The organism is Hymenobacter crusticola, from assembly GCF_002154225.1.
Taxonomy (GTDB): domain Bacteria; phylum Bacteroidota; class Bacteroidia; order Cytophagales; family Hymenobacteraceae; genus Hymenobacter; species Hymenobacter crusticola.
The window spans coordinates 1-26,877 of the sequence record NZ_MTSE01000022.1 but is presented as its reverse complement, the minus strand read 5'-3'; the positions used below and the strand labels follow the sequence as shown (position 1 = coordinate 26,877).

22 protein-coding genes are annotated in these 26,877 nt (G+C 57.0%); 13 read left to right on the top strand and 9 right to left on the bottom strand.

Annotated features, from left to right (window positions below):
- Window positions 1–195: 195 nt before the first annotated feature.
- The 9 genes from BXP70_RS23970 to BXP70_RS23930 all read left to right on the top strand — a co-directional run bounded on the left by BXP70_RS23970 (window position 196) and on the right by BXP70_RS23930 (window position 14,275).
- Entirely contained in the window at window positions 196–870 is a 675-nt protein-coding gene (locus BXP70_RS23970) for a response regulator transcription factor (protein WP_086596663.1), read from the top strand.
- On the top strand, window positions 870–2,279 hold the full coding sequence (locus BXP70_RS23965; RefSeq protein WP_086596662.1) for a sensor histidine kinase: 1,410 nt from the start codon (window positions 870–872) through the stop codon (window positions 2,277–2,279). Before BXP70_RS23970 ends, BXP70_RS23965 begins: the two co-directional genes overlap by 1 nt.
- A 126-nt stretch (window positions 2,280–2,405) precedes the next feature.
- Window positions 2,406–3,845 carry a TolC family protein gene (locus BXP70_RS23960; RefSeq protein WP_086596661.1) on the top strand — a complete coding sequence of 480 codons (1,440 nt, stop codon included), beginning with the start codon at window positions 2,406–2,408 and terminating at the stop codon, window positions 3,843–3,845.
- A gap of 107 nt (window positions 3,846–3,952) precedes the next feature.
- Window positions 3,953–7,171, top strand: coding sequence for an efflux RND transporter permease subunit (locus tag BXP70_RS23955; RefSeq protein WP_086596660.1), 3,219 nt, complete (start codon window positions 3,953–3,955; stop codon window positions 7,169–7,171).
- A gap of 42 nt (window positions 7,172–7,213) precedes the next feature.
- On the top strand, window positions 7,214–8,404 hold the full coding sequence (locus BXP70_RS23950) for an efflux RND transporter periplasmic adaptor subunit (RefSeq protein ID WP_245849732.1): 1,191 nt from the start codon (window positions 7,214–7,216) through the stop codon (window positions 8,402–8,404).
- A gap of 228 nt (window positions 8,405–8,632) precedes the next feature.
- Window positions 8,633–9,001 carry a response regulator transcription factor gene (locus BXP70_RS23945; protein ID WP_086596659.1) on the top strand — a complete coding sequence of 123 codons (369 nt, stop codon included), beginning with the start codon at window positions 8,633–8,635 and terminating at the stop codon, window positions 8,999–9,001.
- Between the two features lie 363 nt (window positions 9,002–9,364).
- Window positions 9,365–10,294 (top strand): helix-turn-helix domain-containing protein, encoded by a 930-nt coding sequence (locus BXP70_RS23940; RefSeq protein ID WP_086596658.1) that lies wholly within the window; start codon window positions 9,365–9,367, stop codon window positions 10,292–10,294.
- A 97-nt stretch (window positions 10,295–10,391) separates the two neighbouring features.
- Window positions 10,392–11,186 (top strand): SDR family oxidoreductase, encoded by a 795-nt coding sequence (locus tag BXP70_RS23935; protein ID WP_086596657.1) that lies wholly within the window; start codon window positions 10,392–10,394, stop codon window positions 11,184–11,186.
- Between the two features lie 785 nt (window positions 11,187–11,971).
- Window positions 11,972–14,275: a PAS domain-containing sensor histidine kinase gene (locus BXP70_RS23930; RefSeq protein ID WP_179197805.1), complete on the top strand. Its 2,304-nt coding sequence runs from the start codon at window positions 11,972–11,974 to the stop codon at window positions 14,273–14,275.
- Window positions 14,276–14,593: 318 nt separating this feature from the next.
- On the opposite strand, the gene BXP70_RS23925 is transcribed toward BXP70_RS23930, so the two are convergent.
- A complete protein-coding gene (locus tag BXP70_RS23925; RefSeq protein WP_086596655.1) occupies window positions 14,594–16,051 on the bottom strand; it encodes a S41 family peptidase in 1,458 nt (485 codons plus the stop codon).
- 371 nt (window positions 16,052–16,422) lie between these two features.
- Between BXP70_RS23925 and BXP70_RS23920 the strand changes: the two genes are divergently transcribed.
- From BXP70_RS23920 to BXP70_RS23910, 3 genes are all read left to right on the top strand, one after another.
- The gene (locus tag BXP70_RS23920; RefSeq protein ID WP_218779855.1) at window positions 16,423–17,064 is read left to right on the top strand and encodes an alpha/beta fold hydrolase; all 642 of its coding nucleotides are present in this window, start codon (window positions 16,423–16,425) and stop codon (window positions 17,062–17,064) included.
- Between the two features lie 348 nt (window positions 17,065–17,412).
- Window positions 17,413–17,784: a VOC family protein gene (locus BXP70_RS23915; RefSeq protein ID WP_086596654.1), complete on the top strand. Its 372-nt coding sequence runs from the start codon at window positions 17,413–17,415 to the stop codon at window positions 17,782–17,784.
- 96 nt (window positions 17,785–17,880) lie between these two features.
- Window positions 17,881–18,327, top strand: a complete 447-nt coding sequence (locus BXP70_RS23910) for a MarR family winged helix-turn-helix transcriptional regulator (protein ID WP_086596653.1) — start codon at window positions 17,881–17,883, stop codon at window positions 18,325–18,327.
- Between the two features lie 124 nt (window positions 18,328–18,451).
- Here the strand turns inward: BXP70_RS23910 and BXP70_RS23905 are convergent, their stop codons facing one another.
- The 3 genes from BXP70_RS23905 to BXP70_RS23895 all read right to left on the bottom strand — a co-directional run bounded on the left by BXP70_RS23905 (window position 18,452) and on the right by BXP70_RS23895 (window position 21,203).
- Window positions 18,452–19,180, bottom strand: coding sequence for an alpha/beta hydrolase (locus BXP70_RS23905; RefSeq protein WP_179197804.1), 729 nt, complete (start codon window positions 19,178–19,180; stop codon window positions 18,452–18,454).
- A 184-nt stretch (window positions 19,181–19,364) separates the two neighbouring features.
- A complete protein-coding gene (locus BXP70_RS23900; protein ID WP_086596707.1) occupies window positions 19,365–20,483 on the bottom strand; it encodes an acyltransferase family protein in 1,119 nt (372 codons plus the stop codon).
- A 129-nt stretch (window positions 20,484–20,612) separates the two neighbouring features.
- Complete coding sequence (locus BXP70_RS23895) at window positions 20,613–21,203, bottom strand: SRPBCC family protein (RefSeq protein ID WP_218779854.1); 591 nt, start codon at window positions 21,201–21,203, stop codon at window positions 20,613–20,615.
- 141 nt (window positions 21,204–21,344) lie between these two features.
- On the opposite strand from BXP70_RS23895, the gene BXP70_RS23890 reads away from it, so the two are divergent.
- A complete protein-coding gene (locus BXP70_RS23890) occupies window positions 21,345–21,719 on the top strand; it encodes a putative quinol monooxygenase (RefSeq protein WP_245849734.1) in 375 nt (124 codons plus the stop codon).
- A 95-nt stretch (window positions 21,720–21,814) separates the two neighbouring features.
- Here BXP70_RS23890 and BXP70_RS23885 read toward each other — a convergent pair whose 3' ends face one another.
- The 5 genes from BXP70_RS23885 to BXP70_RS23865 all read right to left on the bottom strand — a co-directional run bounded on the left by BXP70_RS23885 (window position 21,815) and on the right by BXP70_RS23865 (window position 26,792).
- Window positions 21,815–22,804, bottom strand: coding sequence for an alpha/beta hydrolase (locus BXP70_RS23885; protein WP_143436659.1), 990 nt, complete (start codon window positions 22,802–22,804; stop codon window positions 21,815–21,817).
- A gap of 231 nt (window positions 22,805–23,035) precedes the next feature.
- Window positions 23,036–24,745, bottom strand: coding sequence for an alpha/beta hydrolase-fold protein (locus BXP70_RS23880; protein ID WP_179197803.1), 1,710 nt, complete (start codon window positions 24,743–24,745; stop codon window positions 23,036–23,038).
- Window positions 24,746–24,881: 136 nt separating this feature from the next.
- Window positions 24,882–25,499, bottom strand: coding sequence for a hypothetical protein (locus BXP70_RS23875; RefSeq protein ID WP_086596647.1), 618 nt, complete (start codon window positions 25,497–25,499; stop codon window positions 24,882–24,884).
- Window positions 25,500–25,683: 184 nt separating this feature from the next.
- On the bottom strand, window positions 25,684–25,875 hold the full coding sequence (locus BXP70_RS29625; protein ID WP_143436658.1) for a hypothetical protein: 192 nt from the start codon (window positions 25,873–25,875) through the stop codon (window positions 25,684–25,686).
- Between the two features lie 365 nt (window positions 25,876–26,240).
- Window positions 26,241–26,792: a CPBP family intramembrane glutamic endopeptidase gene (locus BXP70_RS23865; protein WP_086596645.1), complete on the bottom strand. Its 552-nt coding sequence runs from the start codon at window positions 26,790–26,792 to the stop codon at window positions 26,241–26,243.
- Between the last annotated feature and the right edge of the window lie 85 nt (window positions 26,793–26,877).

Sequence of the window (26,877 nt, the reverse complement as noted above, 5' to 3'; positions counted from 1 at the left end):
CATTAACTACCGACACCCAAGACTGGTACTAGATTTTGCGTAATTTTGCTGTGCTGACGACTTCTTAGAAGTGGAGGGGCCTGCTATCCTATTATAAGCAGGGCGCTATCGGTAATTACGCAGTTGATTTAACTGGTAAAACGTATTAGCGGCGTTCGTCTGTTCCTGTCCAAACGGCCTTGAACTTTCTCTGCCTTGAAGATTCTCCTCGTTGAAGATGAAGTAAGCCTAGCCTCGTTTATCCGCAAGGGCATCGAGAGCGAAAGCTACGAGTTGGAAGTAGCCTACGATGGGCTGATGGGACAGCGCTTGTTTGAGCAGCAGCCCTACGATGTCGTGATTTTGGATGTAAATCTGCCGTTGCTTAACGGCTTCGAGCTGTGCCGCTACATCAAGCAGCACTCGCCGCGCCAGGCCGTGCTGATGCTGACCGCGCTAGACAGCTTGCAAGACAAGGAAAGTGGGTTTGGCGCCGGGGCTGATGACTACCTGGTGAAGCCCTTTGTATTCCGGGAGCTGCTCCTACGCATTCGGGCTCTGGCACGCCGCAGTTCGTCTTATGCCGGGCAGCACGCCATCTTGCAAGTAGCTGACCTAGAAATGGATCTTGATGCGCGTATTGTACGGCGGGCTGGGCAGCGCATTGAGCTCACCACCCGCGAGTACGGCCTGCTCGAATACCTGATGGTGAACCGGGGCAAAACGGTAACTCGCGTCGATATTGCCGAGAAGGTATGGGATCTGCACTTTGACACGAATACCAATATTATTGACGTGTACGTCAACTACTTGCGCAAAAAAATCGACAAAAATTACGAGCAGAAGCTCTTACACACCGTGGTGGGCATGGGGTACTTACTGCAAGGCTGATGGCAGCGCGGCTCCAGATCAAGCATAAACTGTTGCTGTGGTTTAGCAGTCTGGTAGGGCTGATTTTACTCGCCTTCTCCACGTACGTGTACCTGAGCTCCGTCGATTACCGCCAAGATTCCTTTACCCGGCGCCTGACGCGAAAGGCCAACGTGGCATACCAAGTACTCGGTGACACGGTGATCAGTAGCGTGCTAGCCTCGCTACCAGAGCAGGCCGAGTACCTGTATGACCCCGCGGACAGGCCGCTTTACAAGAGCTTGCACGGCCAGGATTTTGAGCCTACCTCCGAACTTTTGGCCGCAGCCCGGCGGGAAAAAGAACATGTTTTTTCGTTTGTCAGTCCCGGTCACCGCTTTCCCAAAGATGGAGTTGCCGTCGCGTACCGGCGGCCGAATGAGCCAGGCGAATACGTAGCCATTGTGACGGCCTACGATCATAACGGATATACCCGCCAGGACGACTTGTTTCGTTCGCTGCTGTATGGCAATCTCATGGCCGTAGTGCTGGTGGCTGGGGTTGGGCTGCTCTTCGCAAGCCGGGCACTGGCACCCCTTAACTTTCTAATTCGCCAACTGCGGGCACCGGGCTCCCAAACGCGCGACTTCCGCCTGCGCGCCTTCAATCCGCACGATGAGGTGGGCGTGCTGGCAACGGCCTTCAATGACCTACTGGCCCGGCAACAGGCGCTGGCGGAAAGCCAACAAGCGTTTATTGCGCAGGCTTCGCACGAATTACGGACGCCGCTTACCACCATCAAGGGCTGGCTGGAAACCTCCCTCGCCTACGACACGGACGTAGCTAGCCTGAAAGAAGGCATCGGCCAGGCCACCCAGGAGCTTGACAAGCTTACCGAACTTACCAATGGCCTGTTGCACCTAGCTCGCCTGGGCGACTTCAGCGAGCCTTTAGAGCGAAAACCTCTGGAATTGATGGACGTACTTCTAGATGTGATGGATACGGTGCAGCACCAACGCACCCAACAGCGGTTGTCGTTGGCGGTGAGCGAAGGGGTGGAACGTCAGCTCACAGCTCCCACGGTGCTCGGCAACGCCCATCTGCTGCGCACCGCTTTGGTGAACTTAGTTGACAATGCATGCAAATATTCGGCGGGGCAGCCGGTAGCGCTCTGCCTGGAAATGAACACCGACCAAGGCGTACGACTGCGCATCGAGGATCGCGGCATCGGCATCGCACCTGCTGATATGCAGCGTATTTTCCAGCCACTCATCCGCGGCAGCAACGTGCAAGCCATCAATGGGTTCGGGATAGGATTAACATTGGCAAGACAAATCCTACAACTACACCAAGCCCAGCTGCGCTTGTACCCGCGCTCCGGTGGCGGCACCGTGGCCGAAGTCGATTTGCCATTGGTGACGGCTACTCAAGCTAGTTCGTTGCAGCGCTAGGTCCGTGGCAAGCGAGAGCACCGGAAGAAACTATTTCGCCATGCTAGTATTGCTTTTTACGTCTCTAATAACTTCTAATTTGTTGCTAATGTCAGCCTAATACCGGCGTGAGAGCTTTGCATCACTATGTTAGCTGCTCTCTTAATAGGTACTACAGGCGTTCGTTGTCGCCTCTTACTGCTGATGGTCGGCGCGGCCGGCTTGCTCAGCCAGCGCACGGCCATCGGGCAAAGTGTGCCGCCTACCTCCCTCACGCTGCCGCAAGCGCTGGAAGTAGCGCAGGCCAACTACCCGGCGCTTCGGGCCCGGCAAGTGGCCGTGGAAGCGGCTGCGGCCGATGTGCGTACCACGCGCGCCACCTATTTGCCCCAGATCACCATGCAAGCGCAGGCACTCAACGGCACCTCTAACCAGGTACGGGGTGCTGCTTTGGCCGGTGGAGCCATTCCTGTTTCCGGGGTTCGTCCTGACTTTAGTAGTCAAACCACTTGGACCAGCCAGGCAGGTTTGGTGGTGGAGTGGCCCGTGTTAACCTTCGGCCGCTACCGGGCCGTTGTACAACGCGCCAACACCGGCGTCGCCCAGGCCCAAGCCGACTACGAGCAGGAGCTTTTTGCGCACCAAGTGCAGGTAGCCGATGCTTATTTGTTGGCGTTGGTGGCCCAAAAGTCGGTGGCGGTGCAAGCCGCCAACTTGAAACGGGCGCGGTCGTTACGGACCGTGATTCGGGCGGGAGCGTTATCAGGCATCCGCGCCGGCATCGATAGTTCCGTCACCAACGCCGAGACCTCGCGTGCGCAATTGCAACTCCTTGCCAGTCAGCAACAAGCCTTGCAACAGCGAGTCCGCTTAGCAGGACTGCTAGGGGTGCCGACCCAGGCCATCCAGCTTGATTCGATGCAATTTTATACCAAGCTCCCCCATACTGCACCAGTTATACTCAGCGACTCGACGCGCCTGCCCCCCATCTTGCGGGCGTATCAGCAGCGTATTCGCGCTAGCGAAGCTCAGGTCAGCGTCTTGCGCATGAATGCGCGTCCTACATTGTCGCTGGTCGGCGCTACCTGGGGGCGGGGCTCAGGCATCGGCAACCGAGCCGGAGAAAACGGCGCTTTTGCCATCGATCCTTCGCTGAGCGCGGGCATCCCGTTCAAGGCGTACAATTACGTGATGGGCGCGGCACTATCCTGGAACGTGACCGACTTGTGGCGTGCCAAGTATGCCACCACCGCCCAACAACAACGGGTGAACCTAGCCCAGGCCGAGTACGCCCAGCAAAATCTGCAACTACAAATAGAGCGGCAAAACGCCGTGCTTCAGTTGGAGCTAGCCCGTCAGACGGCCCAAGAAGCTCCCTTGCAGCTCGATGCCGCCAAACGTGCCTACGTGCAAGCCAAAGCCCGCTACGACGCCGGCCTCGACAACTTGGTGGTGCTCACGCAAGCCGCCGTGGTGCTCAACCGCGCCGAAACCGACCAAGCCCTGGCCGTGAACAACCTCTGGCGCGCTCTGCTATTGCGCGCCGCTACCAACGGCAGCCTAGGCGTGCTGCTTAACCAACTGTAAGGTGATGGTTTAGCGACCTAGCTATTTAGGCAATTAGCGAGTCAATAGCCTGATTCTATGCTTGCTAACTCATCAGCTTACGGCCCCATTCACTTCCTATTTCGCTCATGATTAAAGCTGCTTTAGCCAAACCAGTTGCCGTGATAGTGGCCTTGCTCGGCGTTCTGGTATTTGCCGTGCTGGCCTTGGGGCGCATTCCGGTGGACATTTTTCCGCGCCTGAATCTGCCCACGATCTACATCGCGCAGCCCTACGGCGGCATGGCGCCGGCCCAGATGGAAGGCTTCATTGCCACGCGCTACCAAAATCAGATGCTGTATGTATCGGGTATTAAAGACGTGGAAGTGAAGAATATACAAGGGCTTTGCCTAGTGAAATGTACCTTCTACGAAGACGCCAACATGGCTCAAGCCGCCGGCGAGGTGGCCAACCAGGTAAGCCGCGTGCTGAACTACCTGCCGCCCGGCTCGGTGCCACCCACGGTGGTGCGCTTCGACGCGTCGAGCTTGCCGGTGGGGCAGCTGGTGTTTAGCAGCCGCTCGGCTACGCTGGGGCAAATGCAAGACCTCGCTTCTACTCGTATCCGCCCCCTGTTTTCGCAGATTCCGGGTGCGTCGGCACCCTCGCCATTTGGAGGCAACGAGCGTACCATCGTGATTCGGGTGAACCCTGAGCGCATGAAAAGCTATGAATTGACGCCCGACCAAATTGTAGCGGCTCTGGTGAAAAACAACCAAGTAGCACCCGCCGGCTCGGTTGGTATCGGCGACTACATGATCATGACCCCCAGCAACGCGGTGCTGGAGAAGGTGAGCGAGTTTCTGGATATTCCGCTGCGGCAAGGCGTGGGACCAACGGTGTTTATGCGCGACCTAGCTACCGTGGAAGACGCCACCGACGTGCCGGTGGGCTACGCCTTGGTTAACGGCAAGCGCTCGGTTTATATTCCGGTGACGAAGTCGGCGGAGGCGTCGACCATGAATGTGGTGAATGCCTTGAAGGCCAAGCTGCCCGAAATGCAGTCATTGCTGCCCGACAACATCAGCCTGAGCTACGAGTTCGACCAATCGGTATACGTGACCCAGGCCGTGCACAGCTTGGTGGTGGAAGGCGGCATTGGAGCACTGCTCACCGGACTGGTGGTGTTGTTATTCCTGGGTGATTTCCGCAGCTCCATCATCGTTATTCTAACCATTCCGGTGTCGCTACTGGCAGCCGTGCTGCTGTTGCAGCTCACGGGGCAGACCATCAACATCATGACGCTGAGTGGGCTAGCTCTGGCCATTGGTATCTTGGTCGACCAGGCTACGGTAGTGATTGAGAACATTCACCAGCACCTGGAAATGGGCAAGCCCAAGGCCAGAGCCATTCTGGATGCCTCCAAGGAAGTGTCGTTTCCGCTGCTGTTGATCACACTGAGCATCTTGGCGGTATTCGCGCCGGCTTTCCTGATGACGGGCGTACCGCGCGGCATGTTCATTCCATTGTCGCTGTCGGTGGGCTTTTCTATCATCGTGTCCTATATCTTGTCGCAGACGTTTGTGCCGGTGGTGGCCAACTGGTGGCTGAAAAACCACCCGCACGAACCTAGCTCGGCGCACACCTACCCCAACCAACCCGAAAAGGTCACGGGCTTTGAGCGCGTGAAGCGGGGCTATCTGCGCCTACTTGACAGGCTGCTGGCCCGGCGCGCCCTCGTGCTGACGCTTTACGGCGTAGTGTGCGCGGTGCTGATTGGCTGGGGTTTCACCAGCATTGGGCAGGATATGATGCCGAATATTACGCACGCTCGGCAATTTCAACTCCGCATTCTGGCGCCGCAGGGCATGCGCATTGAGCGCACCGAGCAGCGTACTAAAGAGGTCATTCAACTGATCGAACAGATCGTAGGACCAAAAAATGTGGCCATCACCTCGGCGTTCGTCGGCATGACGCCCTCTAGCTATGGCACGAGCGCCTTGTACGTGTTCAACTCCGGCCCCAACGAAGCCGATTTGCAGGTGAACCTAGCCGAGCACTACGAAGTAAAATCGTTGGATGCGCTGAAGGAGCAGATTCGGGTGGCCGTGCGCAAGCACCTGCCGGATGTGAAGATTACCTTCGAGCCCATCAGCCTCACCGACAAGATCATGAGCCAGGGCGCCCAAACGCCCATCGAGATTTTGGTGGGCGGCAAAGACCTAGGAGAAGGCGAGCAATATGCTGAAAAGCTGGTGCGCCGGCTAGAGAAAGTTCCGTCGCTGCGCGATGTGCGCATCAACCAGCCACTGAGCTACCCCACCATGCAAATCCAGATTGACCGCGAACGAGCCGCCCAGTTTGGCCTTACGCCCGACCAGATTTCTCGATCCTTGGTGGCGGCTACGTCGAGCAGCCGCTTTACGGCCAAAAACCTGTGGCTGGACCGGAGCAAAGGCTTTGCCTACCAGGTACAAGTGCAAATGGAACCCCAGCAAATGCGCTCCACGGCGGATATGCAGAGCATTCCGCTGGTACCCGGTCAACTGCGTCCCACCCTCGGTGACGTCGCCTCGCTGCGCCCCGCCACTGAGCCCGGCCAATATGACCGCATTGGTCCGCGCCGCATCGTAACGGTATCGGCTAACATCCACCAGCAAGATCTAGGTTCGGCCACCCGCGCCGTGCAAGCAGCCCTGAAAGAAGTAGGCGCGCCGCCTAAAGGGTCGGTGGTGGAGCTACGGGGCCTTTCGATGCTGCTACAGGAAACAATGGGCAGCTTGCAAACGGGCCTAGGCCTAGCCGTCGTGGTGATCTTTCTGCTCTTAGCTGCCAATTATCAGTCTTTTAAGGTGGCCGGTGTGGTGCTCGTGACGGCGCCAGCGGTGCTGGTAGGTGCGCTGCTCCTGCTGCTTGGCACGGGCCAAACGCTGAACCTGCAATCGTACATGGGCCTGATCATGTCGGTGGGCGTGTCGGTGGCCAATGCGGTGCTGGTCGTGACCAATGCGGAGGGCCTGCGCCTGCGCTTCCGCGATGCCGTGTCGGCGGCACGAACGGCAGGGGCTGCGCGGCTGCGCCCTATTCTAATGACGTCGATTGCTATGATTTTCGGCATGATTCCGATGGCCTCGGGCCTAGGAGAATCGGGCGAGCAAACGGCGCCTCTTGGCCGCGCCGTTATCGGGGGGCTATTCGCCTCGACGTTGGCTGCGCTGTTCATTCTGCCCGTAGCGTTTGCCGCCGTGCAGCGCAAAACAACCTTCGACTCTGTCTCCCTCGACCCGGATGATCCGGAAAGCACCACTTACGATGGCAGCGAGTTGGCGGCCATCGCAGAGCGTACCCCCGAACCTATGCACGCCTAGCGCGTGCCTGCTCGCCGGTCGATACAGGACGCATGCAGCCGCATGCGCCTTCAATACACAACGAAACAAGCTGATTTCAGCATCTACTTATTAGCCTTCCAAACGGGTATGAACACCGCTCATTCTTTCTTTCAAAGTATCCTAGGGGCCTGTTTGCTCACTAGCGTAAGTTTTCTCGCGAGCTGCGGCAACGGCGACACGAAAGAGGTCGTGACGGAAGCACCCGTTAAAGAAATGCCTTATGATGTTGTGCCAGTCACAGGCGCCCAACCAACTCGTTCGCTGAGCCTACCGGGTGAGCTAGATAGCTACTACCAAACCGACATTTACCCGCGCGTCAGCAGCTACATCAAGCGCCTGCACGCCGACATCGGCGACCCCGTGCGGGCAGGGCAGCTGCTCGCTGAGCTGGAAGCGCCCGAGCTTACGTCGGCCTTGAGCGAGGCGTCGTCCCAGTTGAAAGCATCGCAAGCTAGCTATAGCTCCAGCCGGGCGGCCTACCACCGCTTGCTGGTAACCAGCCGCACGGCCGGTGCCGTATCGCCCCTAAACTTGGAGCAGGCCCACGCCAAAGCGTTATCCGACAGCTTGTTGGTCGCAGCGGGTCGGGCGCACTACGAAGCGGCTAGCCAGATGGCGGGGTACTTGCGCATCACCGCGCCCTTTGCCGGCGTTGTGACGGAACGTAACCTAGCCCCGGGAGCCTTTGTCGGACCGGGTGGCCAAACCGCATTACCCATTTTCAAGATTCGTCAGCTTAACCGCTTACGTCTGCGCCTCGCCGTGCCGGAAGCGTACGTGGGTAGTATTCACCTGCACGACTCGGTGGGGTTTATGGTCCGCACCTTCCCCGGCGAAACCTTTACTGGTATCATCAACCGCCTGGCCAACAGCGTGCGTCCCGAAACTCGCTCCGAGCAAATCGAAATCGACGTGCCTAATCCGAAGAACCGCCTGCGGCCGGGCATGTTTGCGACGGTCAGCTTGCCCGTCACCGCTGCTAAAAGCAGTCTGTTTGTGCCACGCTCCTCCGTAGTTAGCACGGCCGAACGCACCTACGTTATCCGCATCGTGAATGGCCGCGCCGACTTAGTAGACGTGCAGAAAGGCGACGAAAGCGGAGGGCAGATTCAGGTGTTTGGTTCGCTGAAGGCAGGGGACGTGGTGCTAAAAGCCGGTAACGAGGAAATTACCAACGAAGAGCCGTTGCAGGTAGAACTGGCAAGCCGATAGCATTAGCAGACCTGCTTTACAGCAATTACCCCCTAATCTTAAGTAATCACCACCGGAAGTTCTAGTAGCTAGGTTGAAACTCCGCGTACCGACCTAGCTGGTTAATCTAATGGACTTCTAATATCAACCTGCTAGAGTATCAAATACTTTTGGCTGGATAAGCAAGCCCGGCGGCCAACACGACGAGTGTGGCTGTATAGGCCTGGTGCACCCATTTCAGTAAGGCCTATGAAACTTCTGTTGGTAGAGGACGAATTAAAAGTAGTTTCGATCCTAAAAATGGGGTTTGAGGAGGAAGGATACGAACTAGATGTCGCCTTCGACGGCAAAATCGGCCAACACCTAGCCTTACGAAATACGTACGACGTCATCCTGCTCAACGTGGGCTTACCTTGCCTCAACGGGTATGAGCTGTGCGAGCAAATCCGTCGGCGCGACGCGACCGTGCCCATTCTTATGCTTGCGGCCCTAGGTACCACCGACAACAAGGTGGATGCTTTCCAGCTGGGCGCCGACGAGTATGTCGTGCAGCCGTTTGCCTTCCGGGAGCTGCTGGCCCGGGTGCAGGCATTGGCGCGGCGAGCTTCCCCAGCGTAGCGGCCGAGCTAATGGACGGCTACTGCCTCTAGCGATAACCGGCCGTAGCTAGAACTAAGGCGTACTGGCAACAGCCCCGTTCGATGGCAAAACGCTCCAGCATCAGCAGCGTTTAGAAGCACTTCATGCTGCACCGGTAGAGCAGTCGTAAAGCAGACCCGAACGCGCTTGCTGTTCTCAACAGCCGATAAGCACCCAGAACCGGCTAGGTCGTCTAGGCAGCAGGTGAGGACAGCTAGCCCAAGTTTCTGAGCGGAGTTTTCGGTTTCTACTCTCGTGCAACCCGTAGTTCGCTTTACCACCTTACTAAACCTAGGCAAGGTGGTAAAGCACTACCTTTGAATTTCGCAAATCTGCTGCCTGATGAAGCCCACTTCCCTCGACCAGTTCTACCAGGAGGCCACCACTGCCCTGGACACGGGACTGAATGCGTTGTTGCCACCCGATATTCAGAAGGAAATCGGGCACTTCAATGTGTTTGACATTCAGGCGTTATTTCACCGCCTTCGCGAGAAACCGGTGATGCCCTATGACCGCCGGGCGTATTATAAAATCAGCTTGATCAGCGGGCACAACCGGGCCGAGTACGCGGACAAAGTAATTGATATCGAACGGAATGCGCTGCTATTCGCCACGCCGAAGGTGCCCTACCACTGGGTGCCGCAGGACCCCGCGCAAGCAGGGCACTTCTGCATCTTCACGGAGGCCTTTCTGCTGCCGGCCAAGAGCGGGGTCGTGCTTGATGAGCTGCCCATTTTCAAAGCTGGCGGCCACCCCGTGTTTCAGGTGAGCGACGAGGAAAGCGCGGAAATCGACGCCCTTTTTCGGAAGATGCACCGGGAAATCGGCTCCAACTACGCCTACAAATACGATCTGCTGCGCACGTACCTGCTCGAACTCATTCACATCGGGCAGAAGTTGCAGCCCGTCACGGCACTCTACCCTGCCCACAACGCGACGACCCGGGTGTCTTCGTTGTTTATTGAGCTGCTGGAGCGGCAATTTCCTATCGAAACGCCCCAGCAGAAGCTGCAACTGCGTACGGCGAAAGACTACGCGGACCGGCTGGCTGTGCACGTCAACCACCTCAATAAGGTGCTAAAAGAGCACACCGGCCGCACGACTACCGAGCTGATTGGCAGTCGCGTAATCCAGGAAGCCAAGCTGCTGCTCAAGCAAACCAACTGGAACATCTCGGAAATTTCCGACAGCCTCGGCTTTGCGGAAGTGGCTCATTTTTCCAACTTCTTCAAACGGCAAACCTCCTTTTCGCCCGGCGCCTTTCGGCTGTAAGCCTAGGTGTGAATTTTGCAAAAGATGGATTGCTGAACGCAAACACCTCGTGGTTCACTAGGCAGACCTTTGCTAGGTCATTATTTCCTAGAAACCCATGGACTTACGCCATAATACGATCCTCATCACCGGCGGTACTAGCGGCTTGGGCTACGAGTTTGCGGCCCGCTTGCTGGAGCTAGGCAACACCGTACTCATCACGGGCCGCAACCAGGCCAAGCTCGACGATACCAAGCGCCGCTTGCCCGGCGTGCATACCTTCCAAAGTGACGTGAGCGACCTTACAGCCATCCGGCAGCTCTACCAGCAGGTAGTGGCTCAATTTCCGGCGCTCAACATCGTAATTAACAATGCCGGGGAGATGCGCAAGCTCGACCTGCAAGACCCGACCCTAGACTTGCTCGACCTCACCCGGGAAGTAGAAATCAATCTATCGGGCCCTATTCGGATGGTGCAGCAATTCCTGCCCCACCTCAAAACCCAACCGACGGCCGCCATCCTGAACGTCACGTCGGGCCTCGCCCTAACCCCGTTTCCGCTGGCGCCGATTTACGGGGGCACCAAGGCCGGGCTGCGCGCCTACACCAAAGCCCTGCGGGTGCAGTTGCAGCACACCCCGGTCAAGGTATTTGAACTAGTAGCGCCTGCCGCCAAAACATCCTTGGCGGATCCGTTTACCAACGTGCTGGAGGAGAGTATGTTGATGGACCCAAGTAAGCTCATCGCGCAAGCCATCAACGGACTCCAGCACGATCGGTTGGAAATTTACCCCGGCCTGTCGAAGATCCTACACTATATGAGTCGCCTGGCCCCGGGCGTGTTACTCAAGCAAATGAGCAAGGGCGTCACCGAGGCATTTGGCCAACCCCAGGGGAAGGCCTCGGCGCGGTAAGCTGAGTAGTTGCGGCCGCTCTAAAGAAGCCGTGGAGGCCTCAGTGCGGCGGCGCTGGTATTGTAAGAACGAGAAGAGCCATTGCACACGTACAGAAGCGTGCTTCGCTGCCCTGTGGGTACTTACGAGCAGTTCCAGTGGTGAGCGGGAAATCCTTTTAGCCTGTGGCTGACACCACCGAGCAGGCGTATGTTCAACTGGATGAACGCAATAGCTCTACCCTTAATGAAACGCTGCCGTATCCACCGCGTGGTAGACGAACGCCGCGACGAGCAGGCGAACGGGTCGGCAGGCTAGGTAGTGGGATCATGGCAAGTGAATAAGCCACTGTGTTCTTTCGGAGATAAAGACACCATGATCCATTTTTTGAAAGTAGCTGCCAGTTGTAACGTAGTACCGATCAGCTTATCGTGATGTGGTCCGACGCTACGTTGACCGTGTGGCTACCAAGAACGGTGGATTTTGTGAAGCATTCCGCTGAAAAGCAGCTCTCATCTCACTAGCACGCAGAATGGTACTATTCGTAACGGGAGCTCCATTGTACAGCGAGACAAGCGGGGGCGATACACCAAGCTGAAATTTACGCAGAGGCCCGCGACACCGTCTCGCAGCTACACGATACCCCTGTAGCAGTTGCTCTACACCCGCTGCCGCAGGTTTGAAGGCCCGAAGGATACAACGCTTTCTTGGCTGGCGCCGCAGGGATGCGGCCATCAGAGGGGGCACCTATTTCTCTGCTGGGGCATTCGTGCGTACCTTGGACGGATACCTGCCGCCGATCTACGTTGACTGATCCTTTCCCTTCCCTTCCGCCTCTGCCCACGGCTTTCCCAGAGCCCGCTTTGTATCAGGTATTTGAACAGAGTCCGGCCGCCATGTGCTTGCTGCGTGGTCCGGAACATTCCTTGGCCTACTACAACCCGGCCTATCAAGCCCTGTTTCCGGGTCGCGACATGCGCGGCCAGATGCTGGCCCAAGTGCAGCCCGAGGCCGTTGCTAGCGGCTTTGTGGCCTTACTAGACCAGGTGTACCAGAGCGGAGAGCCGTACGTGGGGGTGGAAATGCCGTTGGCCATTGACCCACGCGACGGCCGCCCGGCCCAGCTACAGTACTTCAACTTCACCTACAACGCCTTTCGCGAGGAAGGGCGCATTACGGGCGTGACCGTATTTGCCTATGTGGTCACTGAGCAGGTGCTCAGTCGGCGTGCGGCCGAGCAGCAACGCCAGTTGCTGTACCAGCTCTACCAGGAAGCCCCCGTACCCATTGCCGTGCTCGACGGCCCCGCGTGGGTGTACCAGCTAGTCAATCCGGCCTACCAACGCGTGTTTCCCGGCCGGGACCTATTGGGCAGACCCCTACTCGAGGCCTTGCCCGAGGTGGCCGACTCGCCTATGCCCTCTATTCTGGCCGAAGTGTACCGCACCGGGCGCGCCTATTCAAGTCAGGATATGCCCCTGAACCTAGCCCGCCATGCAGGCGCGGTGCCGGAAATCATCTACGGAACCTTCACCTGTCAGGCCCGCCGCAACGCCCAGGGCGAAGTGGACGGGCTCGTATTCTTCGCCACCGACGTGACCGAACAGGTGCGCATGCGCCAGCAGGTTCAGCAAAGCGAAACCCGCTTCCGCCGCTTAGCCGAGACCAGCCCCTTAGTGGTATGGGAAGCCGATGCGGCGGGCAATACCACCTACCTAAGCCCAAACTGGGCCCAGTTTAGCTACACGGGTACCGACCTCGGTACCGGCTGGCTGCAAGCCGTGCACCCCGACGACCAGTCGCCGATGCTACAGACCTGGCACGCGGCCGTGCGCAGCGGCCAGCCGTTTCAGGCCGAGCTGCGCCTGCGCGTGGCCGCGACCGGCGCGTACCGCTGGCATCTGGACCGGGCGGTGCCCGTACGAGACGAGGCCGGGCAAGTGGTACAATGGGTGGGCGCGGCCATCGATATTCACGAGCTCAAGCATCTGCAGCACACCTTGCTCGAGAGTGAGCAGTACTTCCGTAGCATGGCCGACCATGTGCCGGCCATTCTGTGGGTAACCGACCCCGCGGGCGCGTGTACCTACCTCAACCGACCATGGTATGAGCTCACCGGGCAAACCGAAGCCGAAGCCTTGGGGTATGGCTGGCTGGACGCGGTGCACCCAGAGGATGCATCCGCTACGGCGGCGGCCTTCCGCGCCGCCAACGACCGACAGGAGCCGTTCCGGGTAGTCTACCGGCTGCGAAACACCGCCGGGCATTACCGCTGGGCTATTGACGCGGCTACCCCACGCTTTGACGCGGCGGGCACTTATGCCGGCTTGGTGGGCGTGGTACTGGACGTGCACGAGCAGCAAGTGGCCGAGCAAGCCTTGCAGCAACTCACCGCGCAGCTGCAGGCCACCAACCAGCAGCTGGTGCGCAGCAACGTGGACCTCGACAACTTCGTGTATGCCGCTTCCCACGACCTGAAACAACCCGTGCATAACCTGGCCGGACTGCTCGATGAGCTGCTGCGTAGTGTGCAGGGGATAAATCCCACGGAGGAGCAACTCCTACTGCCCCTAATTCGGCAGGCCTTGCAGCAGCTCAATGGCACCATCGACGAACTGGCCGCGCTCGGGCACGCCCAGCAGGCCAGTACTGGGCCGGTTGAAACCGTGGCGCTGGCGGAGATAACGGCGGAAGTGCTACGCACCTTGGCGCCTCAGGTGCAGGCTGCCCGCGCCCACATCACCACCGATTTCGCGGTCTGTCCCGCCGTGTCCTTCCCCCGCGCTAACCTGCGGACGGTGCTGTTCAACCTGCTCAGTAACGCCCTAAAATTCGCTGACCCAGACCGCCCGGCGCGTATTTACCTCGCCGTGCAAGTGGCGGACGAGCAGCCGGTGTTGGTGGTGCAAGACAATGGCTTAGGCTTCGATGCCCAGAAGTACGGTCACGAATTGTTTCACCTGTTTCGTCGCTTGCACGGGCACACGCCTGGGTCAGGGGTGGGCTTGTACTTAGTCAACCGCATCGTGCAAGCCAATGGCGGACGGATCGAGGTAGAGAGCCAGGAAGGCCAGGGAGCGACCTTCCGCGTCTGGTTGGGACGGGTCTAGCCTAACACTACGCTCGTAGGAGTGAACCAAGAGCCTAGCTTCAAGATTATCCCCAATCGGTGTTCGCACATGCACAGAGCAGTTTCTGCCCGTATCATTTAAGTAAACGGGCTTTTTACAACGCCTTACTCCCAACAATCTCTAACTTATCGAGCGTAAGCAAGAACAGCTTATAATGTTCTAGGAGAGAGTGTTTGCAGTACGTTATCGGCAAATTATTACCCAGGATCCAGAAAGAACAACCCATCAGCGGGGCTTGTCCGAGTGACGTCGCTTCTTCAGTAGGTCGTAGATGCCTTTGCTTTGTTGCGTTCGAAACTATTGCAGCAACTTCGGCAATTGCAGCAGCACAGCATCCGCGTGCTTCGCTATTTGCTGAGGCGTCGGCACAACTTCTTGGTCGGGACGAACCCCTCGCCCGAGCTGCGGGTGAGCACAGGCCGTCAATAGCCGAAAATGAGGCAGTTGCAGCACTAAGTGCGTCTGGGGTAATTCCAGGCGCGAGAGATGCCCCCCGCTGGTGCCCGCTTCGCCTCCTCCCGTCTCCTGACCCAGCAGCAGAACGGACCGTTGGGCCCGCAGACTAGCCGCAAAGTTTGATGCGGCGGAGAAGGTGCCCCCATCAACCAGCAACACGAGTTGCCCCTGAAAGTAACGTCCTGGGTAAGGGTGCTGTACGCCGACACTAGGACTGGCAAAGCCCCATACCCCCTCGGGCAGGCGCCTGACCTGGGTCGTATCGAAGTAAGCAGCTTTCGTAGAATCAGGCTGCAGAAACGAAGGGATAAATACGGGTGCTAACGCGCTTTTTGTCAGCACAAAATCGGCTTGTAGCAAGTACTTAAGCAAGTCACTGGCCAGCTGCATGTTGCCGCCGAGATTGCCGCGTAAGTCGATCACCAACCGCTTGGTATGGCGCTGCGCCAGGTCCGTAAAGAAGCGGGTGTGGAGCTGTTGGTAATCCGTGAATTGATCGTAGCTAAACTCCCGGATACGCAGGATCGCCGTCGCGGGTAGTTCGGCGGGGTAGCGCACGGACCACTGCCGGGCCAGTTGCTGCGCGCGCTCCTGCTCCGCGCTCACGGGAGAGGGGACTTTCGCGGCGCCGGCGCGGGGCAGGCGGGGCTGGGGCGTCAGCAAGTGCTGGCAGCCCGTGCTGTCCCTTACCAGCAGCGGGTATACGGGTTTGGCTTCGTAGAAGTCCCAGTAGTAGGTGTCAAAAAAGCCGGCTTCCAGTTCATGGTCTTGAAAGCCCGTGCCGTAACCATCAGCAGCAATCAGGGAGCGTAAGCGCGCCAGCACCTCGGAGGTGGGATGCCCGTCGAGAGCTAAGATCTCGGTACCAGGCCATAATTCAGGGGTGCTGCTCTGGTTTTCAGCCACAAACAGGCGGTTCTGGCGGATGGCCACGGTAAAAGGTAGATACGCGTGTGGCTGCCGTCGAAACCAGGCGCGGTAGGTGGGAGAATGCTGCACGCGGGTATGTCCGCAGTGCAGCTGCACTACCACCAATTGCAGCAGGCGCCAGAATTCGGGCTCGTCCATGGGATGCGTGAGAGCGGCGGCGGCGCGGTTAAAGGCGCGGTCGAGGGAATCCTTCGGCGTGTACCAGTACAGGGCCGGGTGTGCCTCCTCTAGCGCATGGCGTACGTAGGCTAGGTCTGCCTGCAACTGCGGTATAGTGTAGCGGGTAGTCGGATCGTAGAGCGGAGCGGTTTGGGCAAGTGCACGCGCTACAAGTGCGCAGAGGCTGAGCAGCAGAAACCAGTTTCGCATAAAGCTAAAAGCAGGCTAGGTCCGAGAGAAAGTTGTTCGGCACAAGGTACACGAAATGTTTCGTACTTGCTATAACGGTTCCTTGCCCGCTCGCAATACGCGCAGTGCTGAACTTGTAGAAAAGGAGACTCGACTGTTGAAAAAGGACACAGAGTCAAGCAACAAGCTCCTCACATGCAGGGCTTGCTGCTTTCATGTCGTTCTAAGAGTCTAGGCAGCTTCAAAGGCCAAGTGATTCTTGATTGCTGTAACGGTGCAGGATAGCTGTTTCAGGCCGTCAGCTGATACAGTGCGAATGATCCGATCGTTGTAGGTGTTCCTCCTTTTGCAGCAGGATTATATTATTAGGTCGCTATTCCACTGGCACATCCATGGCCACATCCTACGCTCCCCAACCTCTCAATCCACGCGGGCAAAGCGTCGCGCTCAGCAACCTGGAACTGTACTACGAGGAGTACGGTGCCGGCAAGCCCCTGCTGCTCTTGCATGGCTTCGGCGGGTGTACCCAGAACTGGCTGCCCTTCACTGCTGCACTCGCCAAGCACCATCGCCTGCTGCTGGTGGACTTGCGCGGCCATGGCTACTCCACCAATCCGGGAAACCGGTTCACGCACCGGGAAGCGGCCCAGGACGTGCTGCTGTTGCTGGACATGCTGGGTGTAGAGCACTGCTCCGCCATGGGGATGAGTTCCGGGGCCATGACGCTGCTGCACTTGGCCACGAGCCAACCGAAACGCCTCAACGCGATGGTGGTAATCAGTGCCACCACTTATTTCCCAGAGCAGGCCCGGGCCATCATGCGGGCCGCTTCGGTACGCACCTTGCCTCCGCCCGTACACGCCATGTACCAGGAATGCGCCAAACGCGGGGAAACACAACTGCAGGGGCTCCTGTTGCAATTCAACGCATTGGCTGACCACTACGATAACATGGATTTTACGCCGCAGCGTCTAGCCACCATTACCGCCCGCACGCTGGTGGTGCACGGGGATTGTGACCGTTTTTCCCCGTAGACATTGCCGTAACACTCGCCCGTTCGGTCCCCGATGCCCAATTATGGCTTATTCCTGGTGGTGAGCACGTGCCCATTTAGGAGCCCTCAGTTTCCTTCACTGCCACCGCCTTACGCTTTTTAGCGGGATCAGACCGCCACAGTAGTCGTCTGTTCATCAGCGATCTAGCCGTGAGCCTCTAAAGCGCGCAACTAAGCCCGTTGCTTTGTGCTGAAAAATGCCACTGATCACCGAGGTACATTTAAGCGTTTTTCAATGCGAGTACGGGCAGCCGTTACCGACTCCCACCAAGGAAATGTCACCTGCGTTTACTACATTTGGTAGTCGCAACTACTAAATGCTTTCTTTATGACCAGTCCCACACAACTCGGCTTTGTTTCGCTCCAAGTGAGCGACCTAGCGGCCTCGCGCCAGTTCTACACCGAGGTCCTTGGCTTCCAGCCGACGCCCTCCTCTCCTCCCGACGCCTGTTTGTTCGTTACCCAGAGTGGCGCCCTATTCGCCTTGCGCACTCCCCTAGTAGATCTACAAGCTACCAGCCAGCTCGGGTGGGGCGTGAGTCTCTGGTTTGGCGTGCCTGAGCTGGCATCCTTTCTAGAGCGTCTAGAGGACAAGGCTCGTCTGATCCGCGGCGTGCAGGCTACGCCCTTTGGCAACACGGCTATCATTGCCGACCCGGATGGCTATTGGCTAACCTTGCAAGAAGTGCCCACCACGTGAGCAAGTCCTGGTACTGGGGCGAAGTCGCCCGCTGCTGCTTGGCTCTTCCCGCTGTAGACTTGGCATTAACTCATATGACCCTGACTGCCGACTGCCATGAAGGATAAGCCGATCTTCTCCTATACGCAGCCCGAGGAAAACACGGGCTACCTGCTCTGGCAGGTCACCATGGGCTGGCACTTGCGCATGAACCAGCACCTGCGTCCGCTTGGCCTCACACTGACGCAGTTCTCCTTGCTAGCTGGTTTGTACTGGCTGAGCCGGCAGGGGGAAGTGGTAACCCAACAACGGCTGGCCGATTACGCCACGACCGACAAGATGATGACCTCCAAAGTCCTGCAGACACTAGAGCGCAAAGGCTTAGTTGAGCGTCACAGCCACCAGCAGGACGGCCGGGCCAAGACGCTGCAGCTGACTGCTGCCGGCGAAAGCCTGCTGCGGCAAGCCCAGGCGGTGATGGAGCCGGCCGACGCCCAGTTTTTTGGTGCCCTGCAAGCAGAAGCGGGGCTGTTCAACCAGTTGCTGGCTCGCTTAATGAGCTAGCTATTGGGATCACACGCTGTAAAACCAGAAAGCTCCTCTTATCATGAGGGGCTTTCTACTTAAAAGCAGTGGCGTTTAGTCAAACGCGTTGGCGGTAGTTTCTACGTTTCCTGGCGGAACGCAATCACTTTACCGAATCGGGTTTCCAATCCTTATAGATAAATCGCAAGGCATCGTAATACGCTGGAATGGGTTCGCTCATGTGGGATTCAGCGGGATACTCCTTGTAGCGGTGCTCAAGGTTTTTCAACCTCCCTTTTTTGATTAAGCGATCAAACCTTACTACGTCCTGTCGGAAAGAACCGTCCTCGTTTCCTACACTATAGAACAGCTTTTGATTAGCCAACGCTAGCTGTGGGAGGCGTTTCTCTGTCAAGTGTAAAACGAATTTATTGGCAAACCACAGGGAAGGGCTGATGGCAATGTAAGCATCAAACAGGGAAGGGCGGGTAAGTAGGCAGTTGAGCGTGGTAATGCCACCGAACGAATGGCCAGCCAGTATTTTGACAGCACTAGTCTTATACTTCGCCTCCACGTAGGGCATCAATTCTTGCTGCACGAAGGTCAGAAACGGCTCATTCCCACCCGATGTTTTGTAGCTGGAATCCACCTTGCCGGAAAAGTTGAGGACGCTGTTGGTCGGCGTCAGGTCTTTTACCCGGTCGACACTGATAATGCCTACGACAATCATCGGGGGGATAACCTGCCAATGGCTCAGGTATTCTATATAGGCTGCCAGCAGGTGAAAATGATTTTCCCCGTCTAACAGATACAGCACGGGCAAGGCCGTGTTGGCCGCTGCCGAATCGAGGTGTGGGACCTGAATGTAGAGTTGGCGGTCTTGCTGGAGCACCTTAGAATGAAGTAGATGCACCTCATTAGACACGTGATTATATAACGCGGGTACTTGGGCGGTTACCTGCGAAGAGATAAATAACAAGAAGACGATAAGATACCTCATATGCTTGCGGATACCATTGAACTTCTTAATTGTAAGGTCTCTAAAAACGGGATTCCTGCCTAATATCTCTGCAGCTTCAGCGGTTTACTTTACCATAGGAAACGGCTGCTTGCTCTAGCTTCAGTTTCTGGCTCAGGTAGCTGCGAAGCGGGGTATCCACGAAGCGCATGATGCCATAGGCTAAGAGCACTAAGAAGAGCACTCCAAGCGGAATCAACACAGCTAGGGTGCTCAGCGGTGGTTTTTGCTTTTCGATATAGCTCAAAAAGATCCACAAGAAAGGGTAATGGATCATGTAGAGCGGATAAGAAATTGCGCCCAAGAAGGTGCAGAGCTTGGCGGAGCGTAGCGTCATGCGTGCCCCGGCGCCTAGGGCTACTAGAAAAGGAAAGTAGAAGAGCACGACCACCGAGTCGGTGAGCCAATTCACTTGCTTGGCGAACGGCAGCAGAAAGGCCGCCAGCAGCAACAGTGCCAGGGAGAGAAAGCCTAGGCGGGTGGGCAGAATCCACTGCGCCCGATACACGACGAGGCCCATCAGAAAGGAATAGCTGACCCGCACGGCGCCGCCCCCCACGTTTTCCCCACCCCAGCCTACGGCTAGGTTCGTGGCCGCGTGCGCCTCGTAGATAAGGGCCACGGCTGCCAGCCCAGTGAGAATATGCAACACGCCTGGGCGCACGCGGACCAGCACGAAGGCATACACGACAGTGGCAACATACTCCCAGAACAGGGACCACGTGGGCGGGTTGAGGTGGAACAGGTTGAAGTACCGTTCCGGCACCAGCGGATAAGGAATCAGCAGGCACGAGGTGACCAAGAGCGGCAGAACCTTGGGCGCATACGCCGTATACAAGTCACTGAACGGGTCCAGGCGAAAGGTCAACAGCCCCAGAAACGACCCAATGACCACCAAGGGATGCAACCGGATTAGGCGGCGCAGCAGGAAGGACGCGGCTCCTATTTTCTCCAGGTGCGTGTCATAGGCGCAGGCAATGACAAAGCCCGAGAGGCAGAAGAAGAAATCTACGGCGAAGTAGGCATGGGCAATGAAGTTGTCGGCATAGTCCGGCACGGCGAATTCCATGAAGTGAAAGACCACGACAGCCACCGCGGCGATGCCCCGTAGGCCATCGAGGAGGCCAAAGTAGGGAGTCGTTTCCCGCCCAGCAGTGGCGGGGGATGCTACAATCATGGTGTGGTTAGGGAGGTGGGTGACGGCGGCGAACCACCAAGCATGCAACATAGCGTTTAAAAACGAGTGCGTGTACTGCTGCTGGTGTAAAAGTAGCAAGCCCCTTTTAAGAGGGGCTTGCTAGGGTAGTCAATCTAGAGAAGGTAGCTTCAGCTGCTCTTTCAGGTTGCTCCCCAAGATTTGCTGCCACCCATTTTCAAATCGCCGCCGGGCGAAGTGTGGGTCATTCGGGAAGCTGGCTAAGCCCGTATGCGTCAAGACCAGCCGGGTTTTATTCCCTTCAGCCACTAGCTCAAAGGTTACTTCCGAACTACCGGGATAGCCTTTGTACATCCAACTGTGAGCAAGCTTCCTTCCCGCAACGAGCTGCGTTACCCGCCATTCTTTCTGGTAGGGAGACCCCTCATCCGTAAATTTGAATTCGAAACCCACCACGGGCTTGAATTCCTGCAATTGCGGGAAATACCAGGCGCGCAGCTGGTCTTGTTCCGTTAAGGCATGCCAGACTTGAGCAAGTGGAGCCTCATACAATTGCTCCAACACAAAGGGCGTGTCCATATAGGTCTTCGTTAAGATGCTTAAAAAGAACCGTCTTAAGAGCGTTCTGTTGGGGGCAAGTAGAAACTGACGAGCGCCTACTTCATCTAATGGAATCCGCAGTACAAAAAACGGCCCTCGTGCGCTAATCGAATGAGAAACAAGGTGGGTGTCAGGGAACAAACAGAGGAGAAATCTCTGACTCCGGCGCGTAGCTGCCTACTTTTGACCTTGGGTAAAAGGGTGAGCCAAAAAGCACGTCCTTCATCCGTTTTCACTCTACACGTCTTCGGCACATGAACGTATCCCAACCCCCTCTTGAAAGTGGCGCTCCTGGTCGGGGTAGCCTTGATCGTGGGCAGCTGGAATTCTAAACCAGCGGCTCCCACGCCGCAGAAAGTCCGGCTCGCTCGCCTCGTAATTGATCCCGCGCAACTCGCCCGTTACAAAGTGCTGCTAAAAGAAGGAGTCGAGGCGGCCATGCAGAAGGAGCCGGGGGTGCTCACGTTGTACGCCGTATTTGAAAAAAAGCGGCCGAATCACCTCACCATTCTCGAAATGTACGCCGACGAAGCCGCGTATCAGGCTCATATCAAAACGCCACATTTTTTGAAGTACAAGCAGGGCACGTTGGCCATGGTGCAGGAGTTAGAACTGGTGGAAACGGACCCGCTGATTCCGGAATTGAAAATCAAATAAGCGGTTGCCTAGTCAAAGACGACTCGCACGAAGGGATTCTCGGCTGCTATAGCGATGCAAGGCTAGCTGCTTGACGCTGTTATGATTTATTATAATCATTGCTCCGTATAGGGCTGTAACCAACGGATGCATTCAGGCGCATCGACAATCGACCAAGAATGCGGAAAAGGTCGCTTGCCAACTCGTCCCTTTCCTCTCGTTTCAAGATACTCGGCCTGCCTGTTGCCCTGCCGCTGCAAACAGTGTATCAGTTGTTGAAGCATAGGTGTATTTAAGTCTTCTAGTTGCATCGTGGGGCAATAGTGTTCGCGCCAGAAAGACAAATCCGGCTCGCAGTACACGCGCACCGGAATGGTTCGGAGCAGAGCTAGGTTGCCACCGGTAGAATCGCTGCTAGAAAAAGCTGAGTACTGGCGGTAGGCGCCGGGCACCTGCTCTGGAGAACCGCCGAATGCCTGGGTGAGTGTTGCGGCCATCGATCGGCCCTCTCGCACCAGCAACGGACTGCACGCTTGCGCAATACGTCGTTGTCCCGTTTGCCAGAAGTTGGCCAGATCCACGGGCGGGTCCACGCCAAATACGGCCTTGACGCGTAACGGAAGGCGCGTGGTATCGCCAACGAGGGTTTCGGCATAGGTTAAGGCCAAGTGCCCGCCCGCCGAGAAGCCGCCAATAACCAAGTTTGGGCCGACGCTTGGATACTGCCGAAGCAGGTGTCGCAGCACGTCATCAAGGAAATACATACTGGACGAATCCAGATATAGCCGGTTATTCAGGGTCGGCACTACCGTTACGAAGCCAGCCTGAGAGGCTTCTTGCCCGAGGGCAGTTTCCTGAAAGACGCTTTCAGCCGGGCCACCAAAGCCGGGCAATAAAAGCAGTACGCCTCGCGGAGTAGGTGACTGGGCAGGAAGCAGGTAGAGCGCGAGTTCGTGGCTTACCTTCCTCGTCCGGTATAAGTGAGTCGGGTCACTGGAAAGCAGGTGCTGTTTCTGCACCGATTGAGCCGTCAGCGGATGAACTCCGAGTAGCAAGAGACAGATTCCACTGCCAAGCAGCAGGCACAGGCGTTGAGCAAATGACATACAGCAGTAATAAGCAGGATATGACCCAGATACGGCAATGAGTGCAACCGTTGCCTCTGGATAACGATCCTGTCTAATACTGCTTATCGCTGAATCAATTTTCGGCTGAGTAATGTACTCTTTCTACTACTTCCCGTAGGGGCATTGGCCGCGATTAAATGGAGTGGACAGTAACCCGGCTTACTGGGTAAGTGATAGCCTCAACGTATTCTAGCAGGTTCTCGGCTGCTCTCATTTGCCGCCAGTTGCTGGCGCATGTTGCCTAGTTTGCAGGCTTGTGGTAAAGGTGGGAATGGCTGTTTCCATATGACGATAGCTAGGATAGATGGTATGCTCCACGGTAAGCGGGGCTAGCTTACGAGCTGATAACAAGGCTAATGCTTTTTGAAAAGCGGCTTGGTTGGCGCGTCCTTCTGTCGTCGGCGTCATTTCTTGGGTCCCAATGGTAAGGCGGACCCGCAATGGATCAGGTGGAATCGTTGGCGTGAGCGTCGTCAATTCCTGTAGCAAGTACTGATTGGCATAATAAAGCGAAGGACTCGCTGCCACATACTGGCTGAAGCCTGCCCGCTTTGCTTTGAGCCCTTCGACGAGCGCAAATAAGGTAAAGTACCCGCCCAATGAATGACCCATGAGCGTACGGCGCGTAGAATCGATCCGGTAGGTGTGGTCCAGATACGGAAGCAGTTCCTGTTCCAAGAAGGACAAGAACTGCCGCCCGCCACCCGATAAAGGAATACTGTCGGCGGGCAGTGCCGCGGGGTACGTGTAATCCCGCTGGCGCAAGGAGTCTTGCTGCAGCACCGTGGGCCGCCCCACACCCACCAGGATGCTGGCCTCGCGCTGAGGGAGTTGACGCGCCGCTTCGCTGACTTGATCGAAGTAGACATTGCCGTCCAAGAGCACCACCAGCGGGTAGTGGCGGCGCAGGGAGTGCGCGTAGCCTTTGGGAAGTTGCACAAACAGCGAGAAGGAGTCTTGTACCACTTCGGAATACAGACGCGCGGCAGCGGACGTCTCCCGGTTCTCGGCCTCGTTCACGCCGGCAGGTACGGCGTGGTCTGGCATCTGCGCCGTGATATATAGGCGGTAATGATGGGGTGGTACGCGCCACTCGACAGCGCCAGCGGGCCGCGCAAAACTTTTGGCGCTACCACCTAGCTTAATGTCAACGGGCACGATACAAGCGTGATTGGCACCAGGCAAAAATGTGAGCCCCACGACAAAGTCCTGGGTTAGATACAGATGATGCCGCGCGAGGTCGAGCCGCAGCCAGCCCTGCCGCAGGGCCACACGGTAGGTAAGCGGCTGGTCCACCAGCACGGTAGTCGGTTGGTTTTCTTCGAGGCGGTAGAATCGCACGACGACGGTGCTACTGTCAGCACAATCAGCTGCCAGCAAGAGGTTGACGGAAGTCAGGGCCGCCCCGGCGGTACCCACTCGCATCAGTTGAGCAATTTCAACGGGCTTCCCTGGGGGTAAGGTGCCGTCGGTGAAGTGAACCAGCGCCCGCGCACTCGTGATGCCGATCTTGCGTCCTACCCAGCGGTGGGCAGTAATCGCCACGGGGCTTAGCAGCGCTTGTTGCCGGTGCAGGTAGAACGTGGGGAATGGTCCGGGCGGCACGGCTACGGTCAAGGGAGCATAGCCGAGGCGAGCGAGTCGTATGGTGTCGGGTCTGGTCGGCGCGGTGAGCGAAAAGGCACCATCTGTGCTCGAACTAGTTGCGAGGCCGGAGCCAAGGCGAATGGTGACCGCCGGCACGGGCTGCTTGGTCTCTGCGTCTAGGATGATACCCCTTACCCGTATTTGCGCCTGGCCCGGGAGGCTACGCCAGAGCAGCAGCAAGACCAAGCCCCAACTGAATAGTGACCAGGTGAGGTGGCTTCTGCCGCTAGGGCGCGCTCGCGTGCTGGGCGGATGGCAAGCGCGTATTGGCATAGACGCCTGCGGGGAGGTAGAGTAGCCAACCTTGAAAGAGAAACTATCCATAGCTACCCTCAAGAGCCGGCATCGTAGCGGCTAGGTTGCATCCCCATTGATAGCTGCTTAGTAAGAATTCATCTTATCAAATACTCTATGCCTTGGCAATTATATAACGTGACGTTATTCGCTCGTAGAGCCAGCCCGCGAATTTGCTCGTAGCACGAAAGGCTTTTACTTCTTTGGTGCTGCCTACCTGCACGATGGCTCTGGGAGCAAAAGAGAAACGGGCGTTGGGGTCTGTCGGGATGGTAAAATAGCGAACAAACTTCTTGAGACCGGTTGCAAACTCCGGTAAGGGAATCGAATAGGGTACGAATGGTTTGCCATACTGATAGGCATACGTCTCATTTTTCAACGTGACCTTGTTGTTGAGGATGGGTAGTTCCCCGCTGCTGCCATTGATCAATTCCAGCGCACCCTTGTGTTTCTGCAGAAACAACACCAGGCGTTGTCCTTTGGCTGCTTTGGCGTAGCGTACATCACACGTCCACTCCTCAAATTGCTGAACCGTCACGGTTGAGCTGCCGCTGCCTTTGACATATTTGGCTACGTGAAACTGGTAGGTGCTAGCTTGAACAGAGACGATCTCCCCGACGACAATATACTCTGCTTGGGAAGCAATGATTTCAATGGGCAGTTCCAGCTTTTTGGCCGACGCAAGGGTAGCGACGGCTAGCAGTAGAGCGAGGAGGCTGGTCTTTAGCGTCATACTATTGGGCTAGGTAAGGCCATTTGTTGCTGGCTGATAAGATAGCAAAAAGCCCGGCCATATGGCTGGGCTTTTTCTTTATACTGAGCATTGTAATATTACTTCGTCGCACGGGGCGCTCGATTCTTCTTGGGAGCCTCCTCTACGTCTTTGCGGAGTTGAATGGCGCTCTGCGGACGGGCCATCAGCTGCTCCTACTCTTCCCAGCGTCCGTTTCGGTCGGAGCCTGATTAGGTAGCGCTTTGCGTACGACCTCCCGAATACCTTGCGTGGTGGTAGGATGGCCGCTGGTATTCCAGTTGCTCGGCATAGCAGCGGGCGCAGAAAGGATGTGCAGCTTTTCTATGACGTTAAGACGAGCGGTGAGACTAGGCAAGAAACAAGTATCGAATGTTGGTATTCTGGTACAACACAACGCCCAGTATGGGTTCGCGTGGCGCCTTCTGAATATATGTGGGGTTCGTACAACCTGCTACGCGCGAGCTCTAGGTAAGAAAGGTGTAACGGTCTTGACCACGAGGTTCGACCGCCAAGTAGTTCTCCAAGAGCCAGGGGTTTTGTTGCGGTGCATAGCAGCGGATGGCCCGCGGCGCAGGTACGGCTAAGTGAGGATGGAGTCTTCCTTCTATAAGGCAAACAGCAACAAAAAGCTGCCCTGGTGCGCTGATCGAACGAGAAGCTTGGCGGGGTAAAATAAAGGCAAGTCGGCTAGTTCTCATGAGCCCCTCCGGTAGGAGGCAACTACCAGACGGCATACAGGTTCCAGGCAATGTGCATAAGGATGGGCACAAGCAACGACCCTGTGTACTGGCGGGCCGCCCCGAGCAGTACTCCTTCGATAAAAATGACAAAGATGACCGCTGGCGAATAGTCTAGGTGCAGCAGTGACCAGCCTGCCGCCGTTAATAAAATTACGACGATGGCGGCGAAACCGGCTTGGCGTAGCCGCGAGAACACCAAGCCACGGACGACGAGTTCTTCGGCAACAGGTCCTACAAGGCCCACGCCGAGTACACGCGCTAGGGATACCCACAGTGGCTGGGCCTGCCACGGGCTGAAGTCAAACGCTCCACGCCAGTGCAGCACGTAATCAGTCGCTAGCATCCAGCCTAGGGCTAACAGCACCCACCCCACTAGCGGCTTGGTAGGTGGACGCACGAGCCCAAGATCCGTGGCAAATGACAAGTGCCGTGCGCGGCTGATAAGCAGCGTAGCAGTAATCACGACGGCTGGCAAGAGCACTTTCAGCGCGGGATTCAAGCCGTGGAACAAATCGAGGGCAGCAGGTAGCATAGGGGTGTGAGATCAAAAGAGACGAGCACGCAGAGTCCGCAACTGTACCAAGCCAAGTAACAGTAAATATTTAGTAGTAGCAAAA

Bases quoted from the DNA above. Each gene is read 5' to 3' on its own strand.
- BXP70_RS23965 (WP_086596662.1), top strand. From the start codon at position 870: ATGGCAGCGCGGCTCCAGATCAAGCATAAACTGTTGCTGTGGTTTAGC.
- BXP70_RS23960 (WP_086596661.1), top strand. From the start codon at position 2,406: ATGTTAGCTGCTCTCTTAATAGGTACTACAGGCGTTCGTTGTCGCCTC.
- BXP70_RS23955 (WP_086596660.1), top strand. From the start codon at position 3,953: ATGATTAAAGCTGCTTTAGCCAAACCAGTTGCCGTGATAGTGGCCTTG.
- BXP70_RS23950 (WP_245849732.1), top strand. From the start codon at position 7,214: ATGCGCCTTCAATACACAACGAAACAAGCTGATTTCAGCATCTACTTA.
- BXP70_RS23945 (WP_086596659.1), top strand. From the start codon at position 8,633: ATGAAACTTCTGTTGGTAGAGGACGAATTAAAAGTAGTTTCGATCCTA.
- BXP70_RS23940 (WP_086596658.1), top strand. From the start codon at position 9,365: ATGAAGCCCACTTCCCTCGACCAGTTCTACCAGGAGGCCACCACTGCC.
- BXP70_RS23935 (WP_086596657.1), top strand. From the start codon at position 10,392: ATGGACTTACGCCATAATACGATCCTCATCACCGGCGGTACTAGCGGC.
- BXP70_RS23925 (WP_086596655.1), bottom strand. From the start codon at position 16,051: ATGCGAAACTGGTTTCTGCTGCTCAGCCTCTGCGCACTTGTAGCGCGT.
- BXP70_RS23920 (WP_218779855.1), top strand. From the start codon at position 16,423: ATGGCCACATCCTACGCTCCCCAACCTCTCAATCCACGCGGGCAAAGC.
- BXP70_RS23915 (WP_086596654.1), top strand. From the start codon at position 17,413: ATGACCAGTCCCACACAACTCGGCTTTGTTTCGCTCCAAGTGAGCGAC.
- BXP70_RS23910 (WP_086596653.1), top strand. From the start codon at position 17,881: ATGAAGGATAAGCCGATCTTCTCCTATACGCAGCCCGAGGAAAACACG.
- BXP70_RS23900 (WP_086596707.1), bottom strand. From the start codon at position 20,483: ATGATTGTAGCATCCCCCGCCACTGCTGGGCGGGAAACGACTCCCTAC.
- BXP70_RS23885 (WP_143436659.1), bottom strand. From the start codon at position 22,804: ATGTCATTTGCTCAACGCCTGTGCCTGCTGCTTGGCAGTGGAATCTGT.
- BXP70_RS23880 (WP_179197803.1), bottom strand. From the start codon at position 24,745: ATGCCAATACGCGCTTGCCATCCGCCCAGCACGCGAGCGCGCCCTAGC.
- BXP70_RS23875 (WP_086596647.1), bottom strand. From the start codon at position 25,499: ATGACGCTAAAGACCAGCCTCCTCGCTCTACTGCTAGCCGTCGCTACC.
- BXP70_RS23865 (WP_086596645.1), bottom strand. From the start codon at position 26,792: ATGCTACCTGCTGCCCTCGATTTGTTCCACGGCTTGAATCCCGCGCTG.